16 protein-coding genes and 2 pseudogenes are annotated in these 19,572 nt (G+C 31.3%); 4 read left to right on the top strand and 14 right to left on the bottom strand.

Annotation, left to right across the window (positions count from 1 at the left end):
* Positions 1–332: 332 nt before the first annotated feature.
* On the bottom strand, positions 333–791 hold the full coding sequence (locus tag AC0L4B_RS11440) for an Mpo1 family 2-hydroxy fatty acid dioxygenase (RefSeq protein WP_473437019.1): 459 nt from the start codon (positions 789–791) through the stop codon (positions 333–335).
* 40 nt (positions 792–831) lie between these two features.
* Between AC0L4B_RS11440 and AC0L4B_RS11435 the strand changes: the two genes are divergently transcribed.
* On the top strand, positions 832–1,248 hold the full coding sequence (locus AC0L4B_RS11435) for a thiol-disulfide oxidoreductase DCC family protein (protein ID WP_473437018.1): 417 nt from the start codon (positions 832–834) through the stop codon (positions 1,246–1,248).
* Positions 1,249–1,256: 8 nt separating this feature from the next.
* On the opposite strand, the gene AC0L4B_RS11430 is transcribed toward AC0L4B_RS11435, so the two are convergent.
* Genes AC0L4B_RS11430 through aroC form a run of 3 tightly spaced genes read right to left on the bottom strand, consistent with a single transcriptional unit; the run spans position 1,257 to position 4,848 of the window.
* Positions 1,257–2,408 (bottom strand): sulfurtransferase, encoded by a 1,152-nt coding sequence (locus AC0L4B_RS11430; RefSeq protein ID WP_473437017.1) that lies wholly within the window; start codon positions 2,406–2,408, stop codon positions 1,257–1,259.
* Between the two features lie 7 nt (positions 2,409–2,415).
* Positions 2,416–3,738: a dicarboxylate/amino acid:cation symporter gene (locus AC0L4B_RS11425; protein WP_473437016.1), complete on the bottom strand. Its 1,323-nt coding sequence runs from the start codon at positions 3,736–3,738 to the stop codon at positions 2,416–2,418.
* Between the two features lie 51 nt (positions 3,739–3,789).
* The gene (gene aroC / locus AC0L4B_RS11420) at positions 3,790–4,848 is read right to left on the bottom strand and encodes a chorismate synthase (RefSeq protein ID WP_473437015.1); all 1,059 of its coding nucleotides are present in this window, start codon (positions 4,846–4,848) and stop codon (positions 3,790–3,792) included.
* 185 nt (positions 4,849–5,033) lie between these two features.
* On the opposite strand from aroC, the gene AC0L4B_RS11415 reads away from it, so the two are divergent.
* A complete protein-coding gene (locus tag AC0L4B_RS11415) occupies positions 5,034–5,879 on the top strand; it encodes a UDP-2,3-diacylglucosamine diphosphatase (RefSeq protein ID WP_473437014.1) in 846 nt (281 codons plus the stop codon).
* Between the two features lie 56 nt (positions 5,880–5,935).
* Complete coding sequence (locus AC0L4B_RS11410) at positions 5,936–6,775, top strand: hypothetical protein (RefSeq protein ID WP_473437013.1); 840 nt, start codon at positions 5,936–5,938, stop codon at positions 6,773–6,775.
* On the opposite strand, the pseudogene AC0L4B_RS11405 reads toward AC0L4B_RS11410, so the two are convergent.
* Positions 6,776–9,672 (bottom strand): annotated as a pseudogene (locus tag AC0L4B_RS11405) (FAD-binding and (Fe-S)-binding domain-containing protein).
* 426 nt (positions 9,673–10,098) lie between these two features.
* Here AC0L4B_RS11405 and AC0L4B_RS11400 point away from each other — a divergent pair.
* Entirely contained in the window at positions 10,099–10,575 is a 477-nt protein-coding gene (locus AC0L4B_RS11400; RefSeq protein WP_473437012.1) for a hypothetical protein, read from the top strand.
* A gap of 49 nt (positions 10,576–10,624) precedes the next feature.
* Here AC0L4B_RS11400 and bshA read toward each other — a convergent pair whose 3' ends face one another.
* The 9 genes and pseudogenes from bshA to AC0L4B_RS11355 all read right to left on the bottom strand — a co-directional run bounded on the left by bshA (position 10,625) and on the right by AC0L4B_RS11355 (position 19,561).
* Positions 10,625–11,764 carry an N-acetyl-alpha-D-glucosaminyl L-malate synthase BshA gene (bshA, locus tag AC0L4B_RS11395; protein WP_473437011.1) on the bottom strand — a complete coding sequence of 380 codons (1,140 nt, stop codon included), beginning with the start codon at positions 11,762–11,764 and terminating at the stop codon, positions 10,625–10,627.
* A 49-nt stretch (positions 11,765–11,813) separates the two neighbouring features.
* Positions 11,814–14,772, bottom strand: a pseudogene (locus AC0L4B_RS11390) (glycoside hydrolase family 3 N-terminal domain-containing protein).
* A 122-nt stretch (positions 14,773–14,894) separates the two neighbouring features.
* Complete coding sequence (locus tag AC0L4B_RS11385) at positions 14,895–15,380, bottom strand: ABC transporter ATPase (protein ID WP_473437010.1); 486 nt, start codon at positions 15,378–15,380, stop codon at positions 14,895–14,897.
* A gap of 4 nt (positions 15,381–15,384) precedes the next feature.
* Positions 15,385–16,608, bottom strand: a complete 1,224-nt coding sequence (gene serB, locus AC0L4B_RS11380) for a phosphoserine phosphatase SerB (RefSeq protein ID WP_473437009.1) — start codon at positions 16,606–16,608, stop codon at positions 15,385–15,387.
* A gap of 50 nt (positions 16,609–16,658) precedes the next feature.
* Positions 16,659–16,844 (bottom strand): hypothetical protein, encoded by a 186-nt coding sequence (locus tag AC0L4B_RS11375; RefSeq protein ID WP_473437008.1) that lies wholly within the window; start codon positions 16,842–16,844, stop codon positions 16,659–16,661.
* On the bottom strand, positions 16,844–17,635 hold the full coding sequence (locus tag AC0L4B_RS11370) for a (Fe-S)-binding protein (protein ID WP_028607818.1): 792 nt from the start codon (positions 17,633–17,635) through the stop codon (positions 16,844–16,846). The genes AC0L4B_RS11375 and AC0L4B_RS11370 overlap by 1 nt, the downstream gene beginning before the upstream one ends.
* An 8-nt stretch (positions 17,636–17,643) precedes the next feature.
* Positions 17,644–17,958: a hypothetical protein gene (locus AC0L4B_RS11365; RefSeq protein ID WP_473437007.1), complete on the bottom strand. Its 315-nt coding sequence runs from the start codon at positions 17,956–17,958 to the stop codon at positions 17,644–17,646.
* Entirely contained in the window at positions 17,955–18,143 is a 189-nt protein-coding gene (locus AC0L4B_RS11360; protein ID WP_473437006.1) for a hypothetical protein, read from the bottom strand. The genes AC0L4B_RS11365 and AC0L4B_RS11360 overlap by 4 nt, the downstream gene beginning before the upstream one ends.
* A gap of 104 nt (positions 18,144–18,247) precedes the next feature.
* Positions 18,248–19,561 carry a 4Fe-4S dicluster domain-containing protein gene (locus AC0L4B_RS11355; RefSeq protein ID WP_473437005.1) on the bottom strand — a complete coding sequence of 438 codons (1,314 nt, stop codon included), beginning with the start codon at positions 19,559–19,561 and terminating at the stop codon, positions 18,248–18,250.
* Positions 19,562–19,572: the final 11 nt, after the last annotated feature.

The following is a 19,572-nucleotide window of genomic DNA, read 5'->3' as shown; positions in this document are numbered from 1 at the left end:
CTCAAAATACCAACCCGTTACTTCGAATGATTGGTGAGGCACGAGCTAATTGTATCGAGAAACTCAAATTACAATTAAAAATATTACCTAAAAAGTTCTCAACACACTCAAAATTTAAAAAGAATAACAACCCGTCACTTCGAGTAATTGGTGAGGCACAAGCTAATTGTATCGAGAAGCAAAATACAATTGAAAATATTACCTAAAAAGTTCTCAACACACTCAAAATTTAAAAAGAATAACAAACCGTCACTTCGAGTGATTGGTGAGGCACGAGCTAATTGTATCGAGAAGTATAAAAGTAAACTTAAAATATTTTAACTAACACCTAATTATTTACCAAATAACTTGTACATAACCCAAGCAGGTCCTACTAATAAAAATTGCAAATCGTCAATAAAACTAGGTTTTTGACCTTCAACTTTATGACCATAAAATTGACCTATCCAAGCAATAACAAATAAAGCTATTGAGAAATATAAAATGGATACATATTGAGCAATGTAATAATTAAGAATTAAGCAAAACGCAGAAAACAATAACATTTGTAAACCCACTTTTACAGACAATCTAAAGTAAAACAAAGCTAATATTAAAACTAACACAACAAAAGCCCAATTTGCAACCATTGGATGTGGTAAAAACGAATTTAATACACCTGAAGGTATAGCCATAAACAAACCTACTACACTAAAAAATATAGCTGGAACACAAATAAAATGAATTGAAATATTAGTTGGGTTTTGGTGACTGACTGCGTAGCTGTCAAACCATTGTTGTAAAGTTTTCATAAAATTGATTTATGTAAATATATTAATTTATTTTTGTGATATGCAAAAATTACCAAATGACAAATCTTTAATTCTTTTTGATGGTGTTTGCAATTTATGCAACAGCTCAGTGCTTTACGTTATTAAGCGAGACAAGTATGATAATTTTCTATTTGCACCTTTGCAAAGTACCATTGGTAAACAGATTATTAATAAATATAATTTGGACACTACTGTGACAGATTCTATTTTATTATACAATGAATCTAAAGGACTAAAAATCAAGTCTACAGCAGCTTTACACATAGCTAAACGCTTAGGATTTCCTAATAATTTAATGACTATATTTTTTATAGTCCCTACTTTTATAAGAAATCTAGTCTATGATTTTGTAGCTAAAAACAGGTATAAATGGTATGGTAAAAAAGAGTCTTGTATGATACCTACTCCTGAGTTAAAAGCTAAGTTTATGGATTAAAACTTAATTTACTTTAATACTTTTTTAAGTAAATTATAGGCCATGTGTTCCATTTGATCCATATCTCCATCAGCAAATGCCAAAAGTTTTATGTCTGCAAATAAATCGGCTAAATCATTACGATAATAATCATGAGATTGCACAGCTTCAATTATATTTTGAATACTTTGATAGTCGTTATCTTGTTCAAATTTTTCGTGTACATTTTTATAAACAGCAGCATCAACTCTTGATAAAATATATTCTTTTTCCTTTTTACTTTCGTCTAAATCAGAATGCGCTATAAATATTAAAATATAAGCTAGCAATTGGTCTTTAGTCCATAATTTAGGATTATCCATAGTTGTTGTTGTTAAAGTTCCGTATTCTGTCCACGAGCCATCATAAACACTATTAGTATAACCTAATGTAGTTGCTACTAAACTTAATATAGATGCTGTTATACCAGATCCACAAGTAAATACTAAATGTTGATTAGCTTTAGTTAAAGTAGTAAATATAGCTGTGATATCATCTTTAGATTTAAATTGACTTGTGTCTAAAATTGAGGTGTAAGGTAAATTAATAGAATTTGGAATATGTCCTGATCTTAATCCCTCTCTAGGTTCTGGCACTTTTGAAGTGAACCTTTCTGCAGATCTTACATCAATAATTTTAAAATTTTCATCTTTACCTATGGCTTCTAAAGATTCAAAATATACGACATTACTCGGATTGTATTTTGCTTTAAAATCACCTGAGTTATATTCGGCTTTAGCCTTAATTTCTGTTTTACATTTTTGAGCATTCCACTCTGGAAAACCACCATCCAAAACGGCTACATTTTCATGTCCAAAGGTTTTAAATAACCACCAAGCACGAGGACTGGAATAAATACCTTTTGTATCATATACCACAATATAGCTATCTTGTTGTATGCCTAAATGTTGGGCAGATTGCTGAAATTGTTGTTCTGAAGGGATCGTACTAGGAAATTGTGACGATACATCACTAAAGTTCTTTTTTATATCAAAATAGCGTGCATTTGGTATTTGTAATTCTGTTGTAGTATTTTCCCCTTCTGTAACTTTGGCTATAGTTGCATCCAAAATTATAAGTTGTGGATGATTTAAATTAGCTTTTAACCAGTTTACAGATACTATGTTACCAAATCCTTCCATTGTTAGACTATTTTACTTTATCATAATTATCATCCCACTCTTTTGCTACAGGATTATCATGAAGTTTTCCTAAAGATTTAGCGACTAACATAGACACAGTAGCATCACCAGTTACATTAACAACAGTTCTACACATATCTAAAGGTCTATCTACTGCAAAAATAAGCGCTAGTCCAATTGGTAGTAATTCGGCAGGAAAACCAATAGCTTCCAATACAATAACTAACATTACCATTCCTGCACTTGGCACAGCTGCACTACCTATTGAGGCTAATAAAGCTGTTCCAACAATGACTAATTGGTTGGTTAATGTTAATCCTTCTGGCCAAATAACTTGCATGATAAAAACAGCTGCAATCCCTTGATACAAACTAGTTCCATCCATGTTTACAGTAGCACCAACAGGTAACACAAATCCTGAAACTTCTTTATCAACACCTAAATGTTCTTCAACACGCTCCATTGTTACAGGCAAAGTCGCAGCACTACTAGAAGTAGAAAACGCTAATAATTGCGCAGGACTAAATCTGTTTAAAAACCATAATGGTGATTTTTTGGTCACTAATTTAATTAGTAGCATGTAAAAACAAATCATTAAAAACAATCCAACGACAACACATGCTGCATAACCTAAAAGTTTGACTAAAATGGTCGTATCGTCAAAAGCTATAATAACGTTAGCCATTAAAGCAAATACTGCATAAGGTGCAAAAAGCATGATTAAATCTACCATTTTCATTACGACTTCATTTAAAGAATCAAAAAAGTCAATTAATGGTTTTGCTTTTTTCTCAGAAATTAACAACAAACAAATTCCAACAAACAAAGCAAAAAAGATAACTTGTAGCATTGCAGGTTCAGCAAAAGATTTAAAAATATTACTAGGAAAAACATCTACTAAAGCTTGTAATGGTCCTGCATCTTGAGTGGCTTTTGCTTTACCAATCATAACATCTGCATTACCTTGATAAGTTGTTTTAATTTTCTCAATGGTTTCTTCAGGCATACCTACACCTGGTTTAATAATATTAACAATACTTAAACCAATGATAATAGCAATTACAGTAGTACCAATATAAATACCTATGGTACGTAATCCCATAGATTTAATTTTAGAAATATCTTTTAAATCTGAAATCCCCTTAATTAAAGACGCTAAAATTAATGGTACAGCTATCAATTTTAATAAATTGATAAATATTTTACCAAAAGGTGCAATCCAATCGGTTACAAAGCCTTTACCTCCACTTACGCTATTCATTAAAAATCCAAAAATGATACCTAAAATCATTCCTATAATTATTTTCCAGTGTAGTGCAAGTTTTTTCATATGCTTTATATAAATCTTAAGTGTTTGTTAGTTTAGTTATTATGAGTATGTTTAATAGGTCTTGTTTATCAAAAAATAATCTGCTAAAACCAATGCAGCCATAGCTTCAACTATAGGTACAGCTCTTGGTACAACGCAAGGATCATGTCTACCTTTACCTTGCATTTCTACAATTTTGCCCTCTTTGTTAATGGTTTCATATTTTTGTATTAACGTCGCTACAGGTTTAAAAGCTACTCTAAAATAGATATCCATTCCGTTACTAATACCTCCTTGAATTCCTCCTGACAAATTAGTTTTAGTCGTCCCATCAATATTAAATTGATCGTTGTGATCACTACCTTTCATTTTAGCACCACAAAATCCGCTTCCATACTCAAAACCTTTTACAGCATTAATAGAGAGCATGGCCTTACCTAATTCGGCATGTAATTTATCAAAAACAGGTTCTCCTAATCCAATAGGTACATTTTGTAAAACGCAAGTTACTGTTCCACCAATAGTATCTCCTTCTTTACGGATTTGTTTAATACGATCTATCATTTTTTCAGCTGTAGCTGAATCTGGACAACGTACAGCATTACTTTCGGTATTAGAAAAATCTAAATCTTGGTATGGCTTATCTATAAATATATCTCCAACAGAGGATGTAAATGCATTAATCTTTACATTGTTAAGCATTTGTTTTGCAATAGCTCCTGCAACAACACGACTGGCTGTTTCACGTGCAGAACTACGTCCACCACCACGATAATCTCTAAAACCGTATTTTTTATCATACACATAATCTGCATGACTTGGTCTGTAACTATCTTTTATATGCGAATAATCTTTAGACTTTTGGTTGGCATTTTCTATAACAAAACCAATTGGTGTACCTGTTGTAACGCCTTCAAAAATACCTGACAAAAACTTAACTTCATCTGGCTCTTTACGTTGTGTAACAATAGCAGATTGACCAGGTTTACGTCTATCCATTTCTGCTTGTATGGCATGTAAATCTAATTCGATTCCTGGAGGACATCCATCAATAATCCCACCAATTGCAACGCCATGTGACTCTCCAAAAGTGGTTAGTTTAAATAAGTTTCCGAAGCTATTACCTGCCATAAATAAATTAATTTACGCTAAAATAGTCATAAATAACAGTCAAACAAAACGTTAATAATTTCATCTTAAAAAAATTGATAATGATAACTTAACAATTAACTTATAATTAGATAATTATCCATTAATGTTTGATTAACAATAGAAACTAATATTTGCATATAATCTATTGAAAACATACGAATCCCTTGAAATTAAAAAGAAAAGTTGAAATTGTTGTTATATCAGACGTGCATTTAGGCACTTATGGTTGTCATGCCAAACAGTTATTGACTTATCTTAGCAGTGTTGATCCCAAACATTTGATCCTAAATGGAGATATTATAGACATTTGGCAGTTCAGCAAGCGCTACTTTCCTAAATCACATATGCAAGTTATTAAAAAAATTGTGTCTTTAGCTGCTAAAGGCACAAAAGTAACTTACATTACTGGTAACCATGATGAAATGCTTAGAAAATTTACCGACTCTGAAATCGGAAATATTTCTATTGTAAACAAATTGGTTTTAGAATTAGACGGAAAAAAAGCATGGTTTTTTCATGGTGATGTATTTGACGCCTCCATCCAAAACGCAAAATGGTTAGCCAAACTAGGTGGTTATGGTTATGACCTTTTAATTTTAATTAATAGATTTATAAATTGGATATTAGTAACCTTAGGAAAAGAACGTTATTCATTATCCAAAAAAATAAAAAACAGTGTCAAAGGTGCTGTAAAATATATTAGCAATTTTGAAACTACTGCAACCGATATAGCTATTGAAAATGGTTATGATTACGTGGTTTGCGGACATATCCACCAACCAAAAAATGAAATTATAGAAACCAGAAAAGGTAAAACAACATATCTTAATTCTGGAGATTGGGTAGAAAATTTTACGGCATTAGAGTATCAATTTAAACGTTGGAAATTGTATAAATATAGTGACGACAAATTATCGGCTTTTTTTGCAGATGAAGATTTAAAAGAAATGTCCGAACAAGAGTTAATTGCTGCTATTACCATTATGAAACCCTTAAAAAAAATCAAATAAGTATTTGATAATATTTGATTTAACTATATTTATGTAATTTTATAAAAAATGCATAAATGAATTTTAAAAAATTAACCGCTCTCCTATTTTTAAGTTTAATAATTTTTAACTGTTCTGATGATGACTCGGATAATACTGATGATAATCAAGTCACTTTTACAGGAAATTTCTTCCCTTTAAACCTAGATAACAGTTGGACCTACCAGGTTACAGACCTAAATAATGACACTAACGAAACTACAATTAGTACAGACCTTTTAATAGTAGAAAATGAAACCAATACTGGTTTTAACTTGACCGTTAATGAAGGTGGTTTAGCTAACGGAATCATGAGTGGTATTTTAACTTCAGGAGAATTATCTCTTACCGAAACGACTTTAACATCCAATGGTAGCATACAATTACCAATTGAAGGATTTGATTTTGAAATAGAAATAGACAATGCTTTACTTTATAATACTTCAGCTGAAAACGAAACCGAATTGTCTTCACAATCAGGTACATTTACTCAAGATATTGAAGGTTATCCAGTAACGATTAATTATACGTTAAGTAGTCAACAATTACAAAACTTAGAAAGCTACGTTGTAAATACTGTTGACTATCCAACAGTAACTTCTGCTAAAATAGCATTAAACCTATCAGCAAGCATTACTGTAACTCAATTTGGAATAAGTCAAACCCTTCCAATTGTAAACTCTCAAGAAGTTTTAGGCGTTGTAAGTCATTATGCAAAAGACATTGGCTTAATACAAGCGGAAGCCAATATATCTTTTAGTTTGAACGCTTCAATACTTGCTCTTTTAGAACAATCTGGTATGGATCTTAGTGCATTGCCAACTAATTTATCTGCGACAAATACACAAATCTTAACAGATTTTAATATCACAGAGTAGTTATAGCAAAGCTTGTTTTAAAATAGTAACTGGATGCAAAGCGGTACGTTGTGTTCCATCTTTTATTTGATGCCTACAACTCGTTCCATTAGCACTAATAACAGTGGTTTTTGGAGCTTTTCTAACAGCAGGAAATAGGGTTTGTTCACCAACAGCCATACTGACGTCATAATGTTCTTTTTCATAACCAAAACTTCCTGCCATACCACAACACCCACTTGGTATTAAAGTTACCTTATAATTTTTAGGAAGATTTAAAACCTTAAAACTATGTATTTGATTTGATTGTGCTTTTTGATGACAATGACCATGAAATTTTATCACTTTGGCTTCGGTTGTAAATTGCTCTGATGTTATGTTACCAATAGCAATTTCGTTAGATAAAAATTCCTCTATTAAAAACGTGTTTTTAGCAATCGCTTTCGCGGAAATTTTGTCGTCGACTAACTTTGGATATTCATCTCTAAAAGACAAAATAGCAGAAGGTTCAATACCAATTAACGGTGTTTTTTCTGAAACAAAACCTTTATATAAATTCACATTATTGTTGGCTACTTTTTTAGCTTGCTCTAACAACCCTTTAGACATAAACGCACGTCCTGATTCAGCATTTTTAACAAGTTTGACTTTGTAATTTAATTGTTGTAATAATTGAATAGCATCTTTACCAATATCAGAATCTAATTGATTAGTAAACTCATCATTAAACAAATAAACAGTTTTAACAACACTACTTTCAACCTTACTAATTATCTGTTTTTCAGTTTTTAAATAAAAATCATTTAAAGTCTTACTTGACAATAAAGGCAAACTCCTTTTATTAGAGATACCTAAACTTTTTTTAATAATAAAAGACGTTACAGGATTAGAAAACGTAAAATTTGTAAGTCCTCTAAAACGTCTTCCAAATTGGTTTAACAAATCATTATAAGCAAACATTTTAGTCCTAATTGATACACCATTTTCTTTTTGATATTGGTATAAAAACTCAGCTTTTAAAGTTGCTACATCAACACTACTTGGGCACTCGCTTGCACAAGCTTTACAACTTAAACATAAGTCAAAAACTTGTTTTAATTCAGTATGATTAAATCTGTTATTTTTATCAGAATTAGTAAGGAATTCTCGTAGTGCATTTGCTCTAGCTCTAGTAGTATCTTTTTCGTTTTTTGTAGCTCGATAACTTGGACACATTGTTCCTCCAAACTCTGGTAATTTTCTACAATCTCCAGAACCATTACATTTTTCGGTTTCACGTAAAATTCCTTCCGATTTAGAAAAATCTAGAATAGTTTCAATGTCAGGTTCGATCCTATTTATTTCATATCTTAGATTCTTATCCATTGGATATGCCTCGACAATTTTTCCCGGATTAAAGATGTTATTCGGATCAAAAGTTGATTTTATTTGTTTTAATAATTGGTAGTTTTTATCTCCAATCATGAGTTTAACAAATTCACCTCTTACAATACCATCTCCATGTTCTCCACTAAAAGAACCATTATATTTTTTAACTAAATGTGCGACATCAGTTGTTATTTGTCTAAATAACTTAACATCCTCTTGTTGTTTTAAATCTAAGATTGGACGTAAATGCAACTCGCCAGCTCCTGCATGAGCATAGTACACTGCATTTTGATTATAACCTTTCATTAAAATAGTAAACTCCTGTATATAATTGGCTAAATCTGGTAAAGCAACAGCTGTATCTTCAATACAAGCCACTGCTTTTTTATCTCCTATCATATTACCTAACAAACCTAATCCTGCACTTCTTAAATTATTTGCTTTATCTATTTGATTGTTTATTAAAATAGGATTTGCGTAACTTTTAGTTTGTTTTTCTGTTGTAGCTATTAAATTATTGGCTTTAAGCTTAGCCTCTTCAAGGGTTTTAGCTCTGACCTCGCACATTAAAATTGCTTCAGGATTACCTTCAATAAAAAATCTATTTTCTTGTTGGGTTTTATTGTGCTTTGTAAGGTCTAAGATGGTTTTATCCATCATTTCACAAGTATATAAATCATGCTCCATTGCTGGATTTACAGCTAGTAAACAGGCTTCAATAGTTGTAAAGTGCATCGCTACCATAATTCTGTTTTCATCTGGTAACTGATCTAATTTTAAGGTTACTTGAGTTGTAAATGCTAAAGTCCCTTCGCTTCCTGTTAATACATCACATAAATTAATAGTTTCATTATTTACTAACTGATCAACTGCATAACCAGTGTTTCTTCTATGTATTTCTTGTTTAGGATAATGTTTATTAATTTCAGCTTTAGCGTCATTAGTAAATACCTTGTTATTAATTTGATTATAAATCTGACCTTCTAAGGTTTCTAACTTTAGTTTATTATTAAAGGCTTTAGTAGACAATGCTTTAAAAACAACCTCACTACCATCACTTAAAATTGTGTTTAATGCTACAACCTTGTCACGTGTTACTCCATACTTAATAGATGTTGTTCCGGATGAATTATTACCAACCATACCTCCTATCATACACCTATTAGAAGTCGATGTATTTGGTCCAAAAAAAGTCCAAAGGGCTTTAAATAGTTATTTAATTGATCACGAACAACACCTGGTTGAACAGTAACCGTTTTATTAACCTGATCAAAAGATATTATAGAATTAAAATATTTAGAAACATCAACAATAATACCTTCTCCTACACATTGACCTGCTAAAGAAGTTCCTGCTGTTCTTGGGATTAATGATGTATTGTGTTGTGTTGCAAACTGAATTAACAGTTTTAAATCGCTATTATTTTTTGGATAAGCCACAGCAAGCGGAACCATTCTATAAACAGAGGCGTCCGTTGCATAAATAGATTTGGTTAAATCATCATAAAACAAATCCCCTAACAAGCTGTCTTTTAAGCTTTTTAAATCCATAGTAGTAAAAAAATAAAATTAAGTTAAGAAAACAGTATTTAAACGTAAAAATCAATCGTTTTAACGATAAGAGTCATTATGTTATTTAACAAAAATACTAAAGCTATTAAGAAAAATATCTTTGTAGATGTAATTATTAATTTAAATAATCATAAGCACGTATTGACACCAAAAACATAAGATTTATTAAACTTATTGTTGACAACACTACTGCTTAGGGATATGTAAAAATAGAAAAAGAGAAATTTATAGTTGGTTAGTTTTAGTTTAGCAAAGACTGATAAGCGTTTGTTTATCAGTCTTTCTTTTGTTTAAAATTTAAAGTTTAATTAAGAAAAAGTAAATTGTATTAACAATATATTTGTTTTACATAATCTATAAACCGATTTAAAACGTATTTACATTAATTAATTAAATTAACTTTTTATGAAACAATATTTTTTATTTGCATTAGCTCTTTTGGGTTTTGCAACTTTTAGTTACGCACAAGATATTAGCGATAATGCTATTGGTTTGCGTTTAGGTGATAGTGATGGTTTTGGTGCTGAAATATCATACCAACGTGCATTAGGTGATAATAATAGGTTAGAAGTAGATTTAGGATGGCGTTCTGGAGATGCTTTTGATGGATTTAAATTAGCAGGTTTATACCAGTGGGTTTGGGTTTTAGATGGTGATTTTAATTGGTACGCTGGTGTTGGTGGTGGTGTTGGATCTTATAGTTTTGATAACAGTGCTATTGACGATGAAACATTTATTTTTGCTGCAGGTGATATAGGAATTGAATATAATTTTGACTTCCCTCTACAATTATCACTAGATTTTAGACCAGAATTAGGTTTTGGTGACTACAGTGATGATTTAGATTTTGATATCGCATTAGGCGTTAGATACAGATTCTAATTATATTATAAATAATAAAAAAGCCACCTTATACAGGTGGCTTTTTTATTTAATTTAAAATCTTACATTTATTTAAAGTCTCTTGATAAATGGCTTCGTATTGAGGTACTATTTGATGTATATCAAAATGTTTTGCTTGTTGTTTGGCATTTATTTTAAATTGATTCAAAATAGTTTCATCTTTTAAAATATCAATTGCATTTTTACTCATATTTTCAACATCACCAACAGGACTTAAGTATCCTGAAAAACCGTCTTTATTTACCTCAGGAATTCCTCCTGTGTTACTAGATATTACAGGTACTCCTGATGCCATAGCCTCTAAAGCTGACAGACCAAAACTTTCGGTTTTACTAGGTAATAAAAACAAATCTGAAAAGCATAAAATTCGGTCTATCTCGTTACTATTACCAAAAAACACAACTTTATCGCTTATTCCTAAAGTTTCACATAAACGCTCAGCTGGTTCACGTTCTGGACCTTCACCTACCATCATTAGTTTTGCAGGAATTTCTTTTTGAATAGCATTAAATATATTAATTACATCAGGTATACGTTTAACTTCACGCATGTTACTAATATGTGTAATAATTTTTTCGTCATCTGTTGCCATCATAGCTCTCTGACAATCTGTATAATTATTATTAAATTTACTGATATCTATGAAATTTGTAACAACATTAATTTCATTTTTAATATCAAATAAGCGTAACGTATCATCTTTTAAACTTTGTGACACTGCTGTCACAGCATCAGATTTATTAATACTAAACGTAACTGCAGGCTTATAAAACGGATGGCTACCAACTAAAGTAATATCTGTACCATGTAACGTCGTTACTATAGGCACATAAATATTATCTTCTCTTAACATTTTTTGAGCCATATAAGCTGCATAAGCATGTGGTATAGCATAGTGTACGTGTAATACTTCAATTTGATGAAGCTTTACCATATCTACTAACTTACTAGATAAAGCAAGCTCATAAGGTTGATAATGAAATAAAGGATATTCAGGAACACTAACTTCATGAAAATGAACATTATTACCCAATAACTCTAGTCTTACTGGCTGATTATAGGTTATAAAGTGAATTTCGTGCCCACGTTTAGATAATTCTAAACCCAATTCGGTAGCTACTACTCCACTTCCGCCAAATGTTGGATAACAAACAATACCTATTTTCATTTAATTTTTAGTTTTTAACTTAGTCTCTTAAATTTAAATTCTTTACAAATTAATCAATAATTGCTTCGTAAATTGCTGCTTGAATATTAGTTCTTATATCTTCTCTTAATAACGTATTAGGACCTTTAGATGTTGGATAAGTACGGTTAGCCATAAACACATATACAATTTCTTCTGAAGGATCAGCCCAAGCATACGTCCCTGTAAATCCAGAATGTCCAAAACTTGTCATACTAACACAACCACAAGTTGGTCCAACATTACCTAGTTGTGGTTTATCAAACCCAATACCTCGTCTGTTGTTGCTTTCGCAATAATAACAGGTATTAAATTTGTCCAGAGTTTCTGTTTTAAAATAGCGTTTTCCTCCGTAAAATCCTTTCTGTAAATACAATTGCATGATTTTGGCTATATCATTGGCATTGCTAAAAATACCTGCATGACCTCCTACTCCATCTTGCATAGCTGCTCCCATATCATGTACATAACCTTGTACTTTTTGAAACCTATAATAATCATCATTTTCTGATGGGACGATGCGATTATCTGGAATTTTATCGTAGGGATTATACATTGTATTATTAGCACCTAAGGATTTATAAAAGCGATCTGCTGTTAACTCGTCTAAACGTTTGTTATAGTGAGACTCAATAAATTGTTTTAAAATATAGTAAGGTAAATCGCTATATCTGTAACGCAATCTTGACAATAGATCAGTATCTTTTATTCTTGTATTTATAGAGTCCATATAATCATCTCTTAAATACAATTCTGGAGCAACTTTAATAGAAAACCCTTGCGTATTTTTTTCTGTAATATTTATCAGAAGGTTTTTTAGTTTCAGGGTCTAAAGTCTTAAAATAAAAAGGAATCCATGGTTTTAATTGTGCATAATGTGACAGCATTTTTTTTAAAGTCACATTTTTTTTATTTGAATTTTTATATAAAGGAATAATTTCTGAAAGTTTAGTATCTAACGACACGATACCTTTTTCTTCTAATTCCATTACCAATGGTAAAGTCGCTACAATTTTTGTTAATGAGGCAACATCATAAATATCTTCACTAGTTACAGGTTGATTACCTTCATAGGTATGTTTTCCAAAATTTTTATTATAAATCACTTTACCTTTTCTAGCAATAACCAATTGTATACCTGGTGTCATTTTACCATTTACAGCATAATTAGCGATTGAATCAATTTTTTTTAAAGCATAACTTGACATACCTACACGTTCAGGTATTGTATACCCTAAACGCTCTATAGCATTAGCTTGCTTACCATAACCAAGCTTAAAAAACTCTCCAGCAGATACTGGTAAAGTACCACGAGCTGGAATAGCTCCAAAAATTAACTGAGCCGATTTTTCTTGTGCTATTTTACTATTTTGATAGCTAACTACAACACTTTCAATATTTTCAACCGATTTTAAATCTAATAAAGCATATGGTTTAGCAAAAACATCTAGAATTACATTATTGGTAGCAGCTATTTTCTCTAGCCATAACCTTTCTTTTTTAGAGAATTTATATGATTTCCATGGGCTTGCATTAGATTTATGAAATCCTACAATAACCGTATTATAATTTTGTAGCTTAGTCATTAATTGTTCCAAATTATCTGCTGGCACCTCATGTACTTTAGCATATTTTTTTAATTCTGAAACAAAAGCACTTTCATCACTATCACCTAACTTAACGTAAGCTATAGATTTAGTTTCAAGATTACGTAATGGTAATTGGTCAGTTTGATCTCGAGCTATAGTAATAGCATTTTCCATTAGCATTTCATACAATGCATCGTCTTTAATTCGATTTAAATCAGACACTATATTATAGATTCCAACGGGTTTGTATTTATGTAAATCTACTTTATATTTTGCCATCAATATTTTTTTAACCGAATGCTCTAAACGTGCTTCAGTTATAATTCCGTTTTTAAACGCAATTTTCATTCTAGCAATGGCTTTGGGTACATCTTCAGACATTAACATAACATCATTACCAGCTAAAAAGGCTGCTAAATCAATTTCTCCTCCTGTCAAACCACTGTTAGATTGTCCTCCATCTAAATTAGGCTGAACAAAATCTGCAGCACCTTTCATGGTTAATGCATCTGTAAAAATAAGACCTTTAAACTGTAAACGTTCTTTTAAAATATCTGTGACAATCTTTTTTGATAATGTAGATGGGAAACCTTCACGATTAGATAAACTTGGTATATTTAAATGTGCTACCATCACACTAGATAACCCTTCTTTAATTAGCTTTTTGTATGGGTAAATTTCAATAGAATCTATACGTTTTGCATCAAAACCAACGGTTGGTAAGGTTTTATGCGAATCTGCCTCAGTATCTCCATGACCAGGAAAATGCTTAGCATTAGCCAAAACACCAGCACTTTGCATACCTTTCATAAAAGCTAAAGCTTTTTCGGTTACGTTATCACGATCTTCTCCAAACGAACGGTTTCCAATAATCGGATTATTTGGATTTGTGTTGATATCAACAACTGGAGCAAAATTAAAATGAACACCAATACGCTTACAGTGTTCGCCTAACTGACGACCAGTTTGTTCTATTAAAAATTTATTTTTAACAGCTCCTAAAGTCATATTCCAAGGAAATGCATAGGTAGAATCTAAACGCATACTTAAACCCCATTCTGCATCCATACCAATTAATAATGGTGTTTTTGCTGCAGCTTGAAGTTCGTTATTTAATTTAGCTTGTCTTACAGGACCACCTTTGGAGTAAATCAATCCTCCAATATTATAATCTCTAATTAGCTCGACAATTTTATTTTTTTGTGCTTGAGATTGATTAGAAAAAACTTGTACCATGTATAATTGACCGATTTTTTCGTCCAATGTCATGGCATCATAAGTTTTATCAACCCATTGTTGTTGTGCTATAGGGTTAGTCGCTAAAAGAGGATTTCTACCATTTTGAGCATTTAAAATGCTACCAAATACTAAAAATAAAACTAGAGTTTTTAAATATTGCATATACTAAATTTGACTTTTAAAGTTGTACTTTACTATACAACTAAAAACAATGCCAAATTAGTACTTTTCTTATGATTAATAAAGCACTTTAAGAGAGAATTATAAAGGCAGTTGTAAACAATTTAGTTTAAAAAACGATTATGCCAACTTTGACTAGCAGGTATTTCCCAACTCTCATTTAGCTCTCCAATATTGGTAACTAGATTATTAAAGACAATTGTGTTTTTAGAAACTGCTTTTTGTTTAGCCATTTTTCTGAAATCAGTAAGTGTTTTATGAGCTACAAATTCACCTTGTTTGTAAGACACATTCATTTTATCAAGTAAATCTACGTTATATTCTTTTTCTAATTGTTGAATAAACGTTACTGAAGCATCAATACTACAACCTGTAGCTTGATTTAATTGCTGATCTAAAGCTATAATAATAAAACGTTTATATCTTATATCATATCCTGCTTTTAAATCGCTGCCATGAGCAGTCCAGTTTTCTATAAAAACATCTAGTTTTGATTTGATTTCTTCTAATTCGGTGTCAGAAAAAGATCTATTGGCTTGGTAAATCCAAACTCTTGAAGTTTCGGGTAATGTATTAAATTGTACTAACATGTTGTTATTCTATTAAATCAATATGTCTATCATGATATCCTAATAAATATAAAACACCATCTAAACCAATACTTGATATTGCACTTTGTGCGTTATTTTTAACTTTTGGTTTGGCATGAAACGCAATACCTAAACCTGCTAGGTTTAGCATTGGTAAATCATTGGCTCCATCGCCAACTGCAATGGTTTGACTAATATCAATCCCTTCTTTAATTGCAATTTCTTTTAAATATTCTGCTTTTTTATTTCCATCAACAATCTCTCCAAGGTATCCTCCTGTAAGTTTACCATCCTTAATTTCTAGTTGATTGGCATACACATAATCCATACCTAACTCTTTCTGGAGATAATGTCCAAAATAAGTAAATCCACCTGATAAGATTGCAGTTTTAAAACCGTATTTTTTTAACGTGTCTATTAATCGTCTTGCACCTTTAGTTATGGGTAAATTAATAGCAACATCATGTAAAACGTCTTCGCTTAAACCCTTTAATAGTTTCATGCGTTGTTTAAAACTTTCGTTGAAATCAATTTCGCCTTGCATAGCAGATTCTGTAATGGCTTTTACTTGGTCACCAACTCCAGCAAGTTCTGCAAGTTTGTCAATAACTTCTGCTTGAATTAGTGTTGAATCCATATCAAAACACACTAATCTACGGTTACGACGATATATATTATCCTCTTGAAAAGCAATATCTACATCTAAATCATGTGATATTTGCATGAATTTTTCAGTAAACTCTGCTTTACTTTCAATTTTACCTCTTATAGATAATTGAATGGATGCTCTTGGGTAATCTGCTTCTTTAACTAATGATGTACGTCCAGTTAAACGCTTGATTGCATCTATGTTTAGATTTTTTTCTGAAATAAATTTAGTGACTTCAGAAATTTGTTCTGCAGTTAACTTCTCGCCAAGAATAGTTACAATATAACGGTCTTTACCTTGAAGGTTGACCCATTTTTCATAATCGTCTAAAGATATTGGTGTGAATTTAGCTTTTACACCTAACTCATAAGCTTTAAATAATAAATCTTTTAAAACTGAAGCCGAATTATTACCTGATTCGATTTCAAACATGAACCCTAAGGATAGCGTATCATGAATATTTGCTTGTCCAATATCTAAAATTTTAGCTCCATAATGTGCTAAAACATTAGTCAATCCAGAGGTTAATCCTGGCTTATCTTGTCCTGAAATGTTTAAAAGAAATATTTCTTTAGTCATGAGTACTGTTTTGTTTTAAAACTAAAAGCACTTAAAAAAGTGCTTTTATATTATTGCTTTGCTTTTGTTTCTTTTCTGTAAGTCATGTAACCATTAAAAGCGCCAAAAACAACTGTATGTATCACAAATTTTAAAACAGAAAATGGACTTTGTTTATAGTAATCCCATCCTGCTAATAATATGGCAAAAACTAAACCTGATATTAATCCTGTTATAATATATTTTTTAATATCCATTATAGGTTTTGAGCATTTGCAATTAACTCGGCTACATCTAAAACTTTTATTTCGTTTTCTTTTTCTTTGACTTTTACACCATCAGACATCATGGTCATACAATAAGGACAACCTGTTGCGATAATATCAGGATTGGTTGCTAAGGCATCTTCCGTTCTTAACTCGTTAATATCTTTATCTCCCTTTTCTGGTTCTTTAAACATTTGTGCTCCTCCTGCTCCACAACACAAGGCTGTTGCTTTGCTGCGTTTCATTTCTTGAAGATTAGCATTTAAGACAGATAATACTTCTCTTGGTGCTTCATACTCTGAATTAGCACGTCCCAAATAACATGGGTCATGAAAAGTAATACGTTTACCTTTAAAGCTATTATCTGTAACCTCAATTAGTTTTTTGTCAATTAACTCTTTGATAAACTGTGTGTGGTGTAACACCTCATAATTACCACCTAATCCTGGATATTCATTTTTGATACAATTAAATGAATGTGGATCACATGTTACAATGCGTTTAACCTCGTAAGCATTAAGTACTTCAATATTCATTACTGCTTGCATCTGAAACAAAAACTCGTTTCCTGCACGTTTAGCAAGATCACCTGTAGCACTTTCTTCTGCTCCTAACACTGCAAAATTCACATTTGCTTTGTTTAGTATTTTTACAAAAGCTTTAGTTATTTTTTTTGCTCTGTCATCATAACTTCCTGCAGATCCAACCCAAAATAAAATATCTGGAGTTTTTCCTTGACTCATCATTTCTGCCATAGTTGGCACTATAAGTTGTTCGCTCATAATAAATATTATTTTAATGCTAAAAAATCAGTTTTAGATAATCTTATATAAATGGATAAAATTTTAATTCCGTTTTTTAATTTATTTTTTGGATCATATTGCTCTAAAGCTGCTAATTTTAATGCTTGTAATCCTAATTGTTTTTTTTGATTGTCTGTGCAATAATCACACATGACTTTTTTTAATTTAATGTCTTCTACTTGGCTTGAGTTGTACTTTATGTTGGTAATTATTTTAAATTGAAGTGAGTCTTTTTTATAATCTTGTGCCTGAAGCTTAGTTAAGCTAAAGGTTAGTATTAGTATGTAAAGACTAATTTTCAATTTGCTTTTTGTTTAAAAGTTATGACAAGTCCAATTCCTGATCCAACTAAAATACCTGATAAAAATCCTCCTAAAAAACCTGTGTCATAATTATCTAAAATAAATAGAGATAATATGCCTAATACTGTTAGCGATAGGCCTAGTATTAATCTTGTTTTTGATGGAATTTTTAATATAAAACTCATTTTTTTTGCGTTAGCGATAGTAATGGCATCCTTTTTTTGCTGCCATATATGGCAAAAAAAGATATAATGGATAGCGCGACCCTTGTGGTAACGCCCAAATTATACTACTCGTCTTTCCAATTTAAACGATCCATTTGGTTATAAGGCCAAGGTGCACCATTGTTTTCTATATTGGTCATCATGTTGTTTAGCTCTGTTGGAGCTGCACTTTCTTCCATTACTGAGTACTGACGCATTTGCATGATAATATTTAATGGATCGATACTTACTGGACAAGCCTCTACACAGGCATTACAACTGGTACATGCCCAAATTTCTTCTGGTGTGATGTAATCGCCTAACAACTGTTTACCATCGTCAACAAAGGTCCCTTTGTTAGCATCTATATTTTTACCAACTTCTACTAGACGGTCTCTAGTATCCATCATGATTTTACGTGGTGATAATTTTTTTCCTGTTAGGTTTGCAGGACACTCACTGGTACAACGTCCACATTCTGTACATGTGTAAGCGTTTAGTAAATTTACCCAACTTAAATCTTGTACATCACTGGCTCCAAATTTTTCTGGTACTGCATCTTCTTCTCCTTCTGGTGCTGCTGCAAATGGATCTGCGTTTGGATCCATCATCATTTTAACCTCTTTAGTTACTACTGGATTATTAGCAAATTGTCCTTTTGGTGTTAATTTACCGTAGTATGTATTTGGGAATGCTAATAATATGTGTAAGTGTTTTGAAAAATACAGATAATTTAAGAATGCTAAAATACCTACAATGTGCAACCACCAAGCTGCACGCTCTATGATATGTAATGTAGATTCTGATAATCCTTCAAATAAAGGTGCTATATATTGACTGATTACATTACCAGAATTATAACCTTGAAATACTGTATCTGTAGCATTCATGACTAAAAATAAACACATAAGTACGACTTCAAAATAAAGGATTATATTACCATCTGCTTTTGGCCACCCCTTCATCTCTGACTTTATAAAACGTTTGATTTTAATAACGTTACGTCTTATCCAGAAAATTATAACTGATACTAATACTAATACTGCTAATATTTCAAAACTACCAATTAAAAATCCGTAGATTGATTCTGGTAGAAATTTGTGTCCAATCCTGTGTGTACCAAATAATCCATCGATAATGATTTCTAGAACCTCGATATTAATGATTACAAATCCAACATATACAACAACGTGTAAAATACCTGCTATTGGACGTTTTACCATTTTGCTTTGTCCTAAAGCAATGTAAGCCATATTTTTCCAACGTTGTGGTTTATTATCTGAAACGTCTTGGTCTTTTCCAAGTTTAATATTACGAATTAACTTTTTAACATTGTTTGCAAAATAGCCAATACCTACAGCAAGTATTATGGCAAAAATTATATTTGGTATGTATTCCATAAGTTAGTTAG

It is taken from the genome of Olleya sp. NP1-10, assembly GCF_055804415.1.
This window is presented reverse-complemented; position numbering and strand designations above follow the sequence as displayed.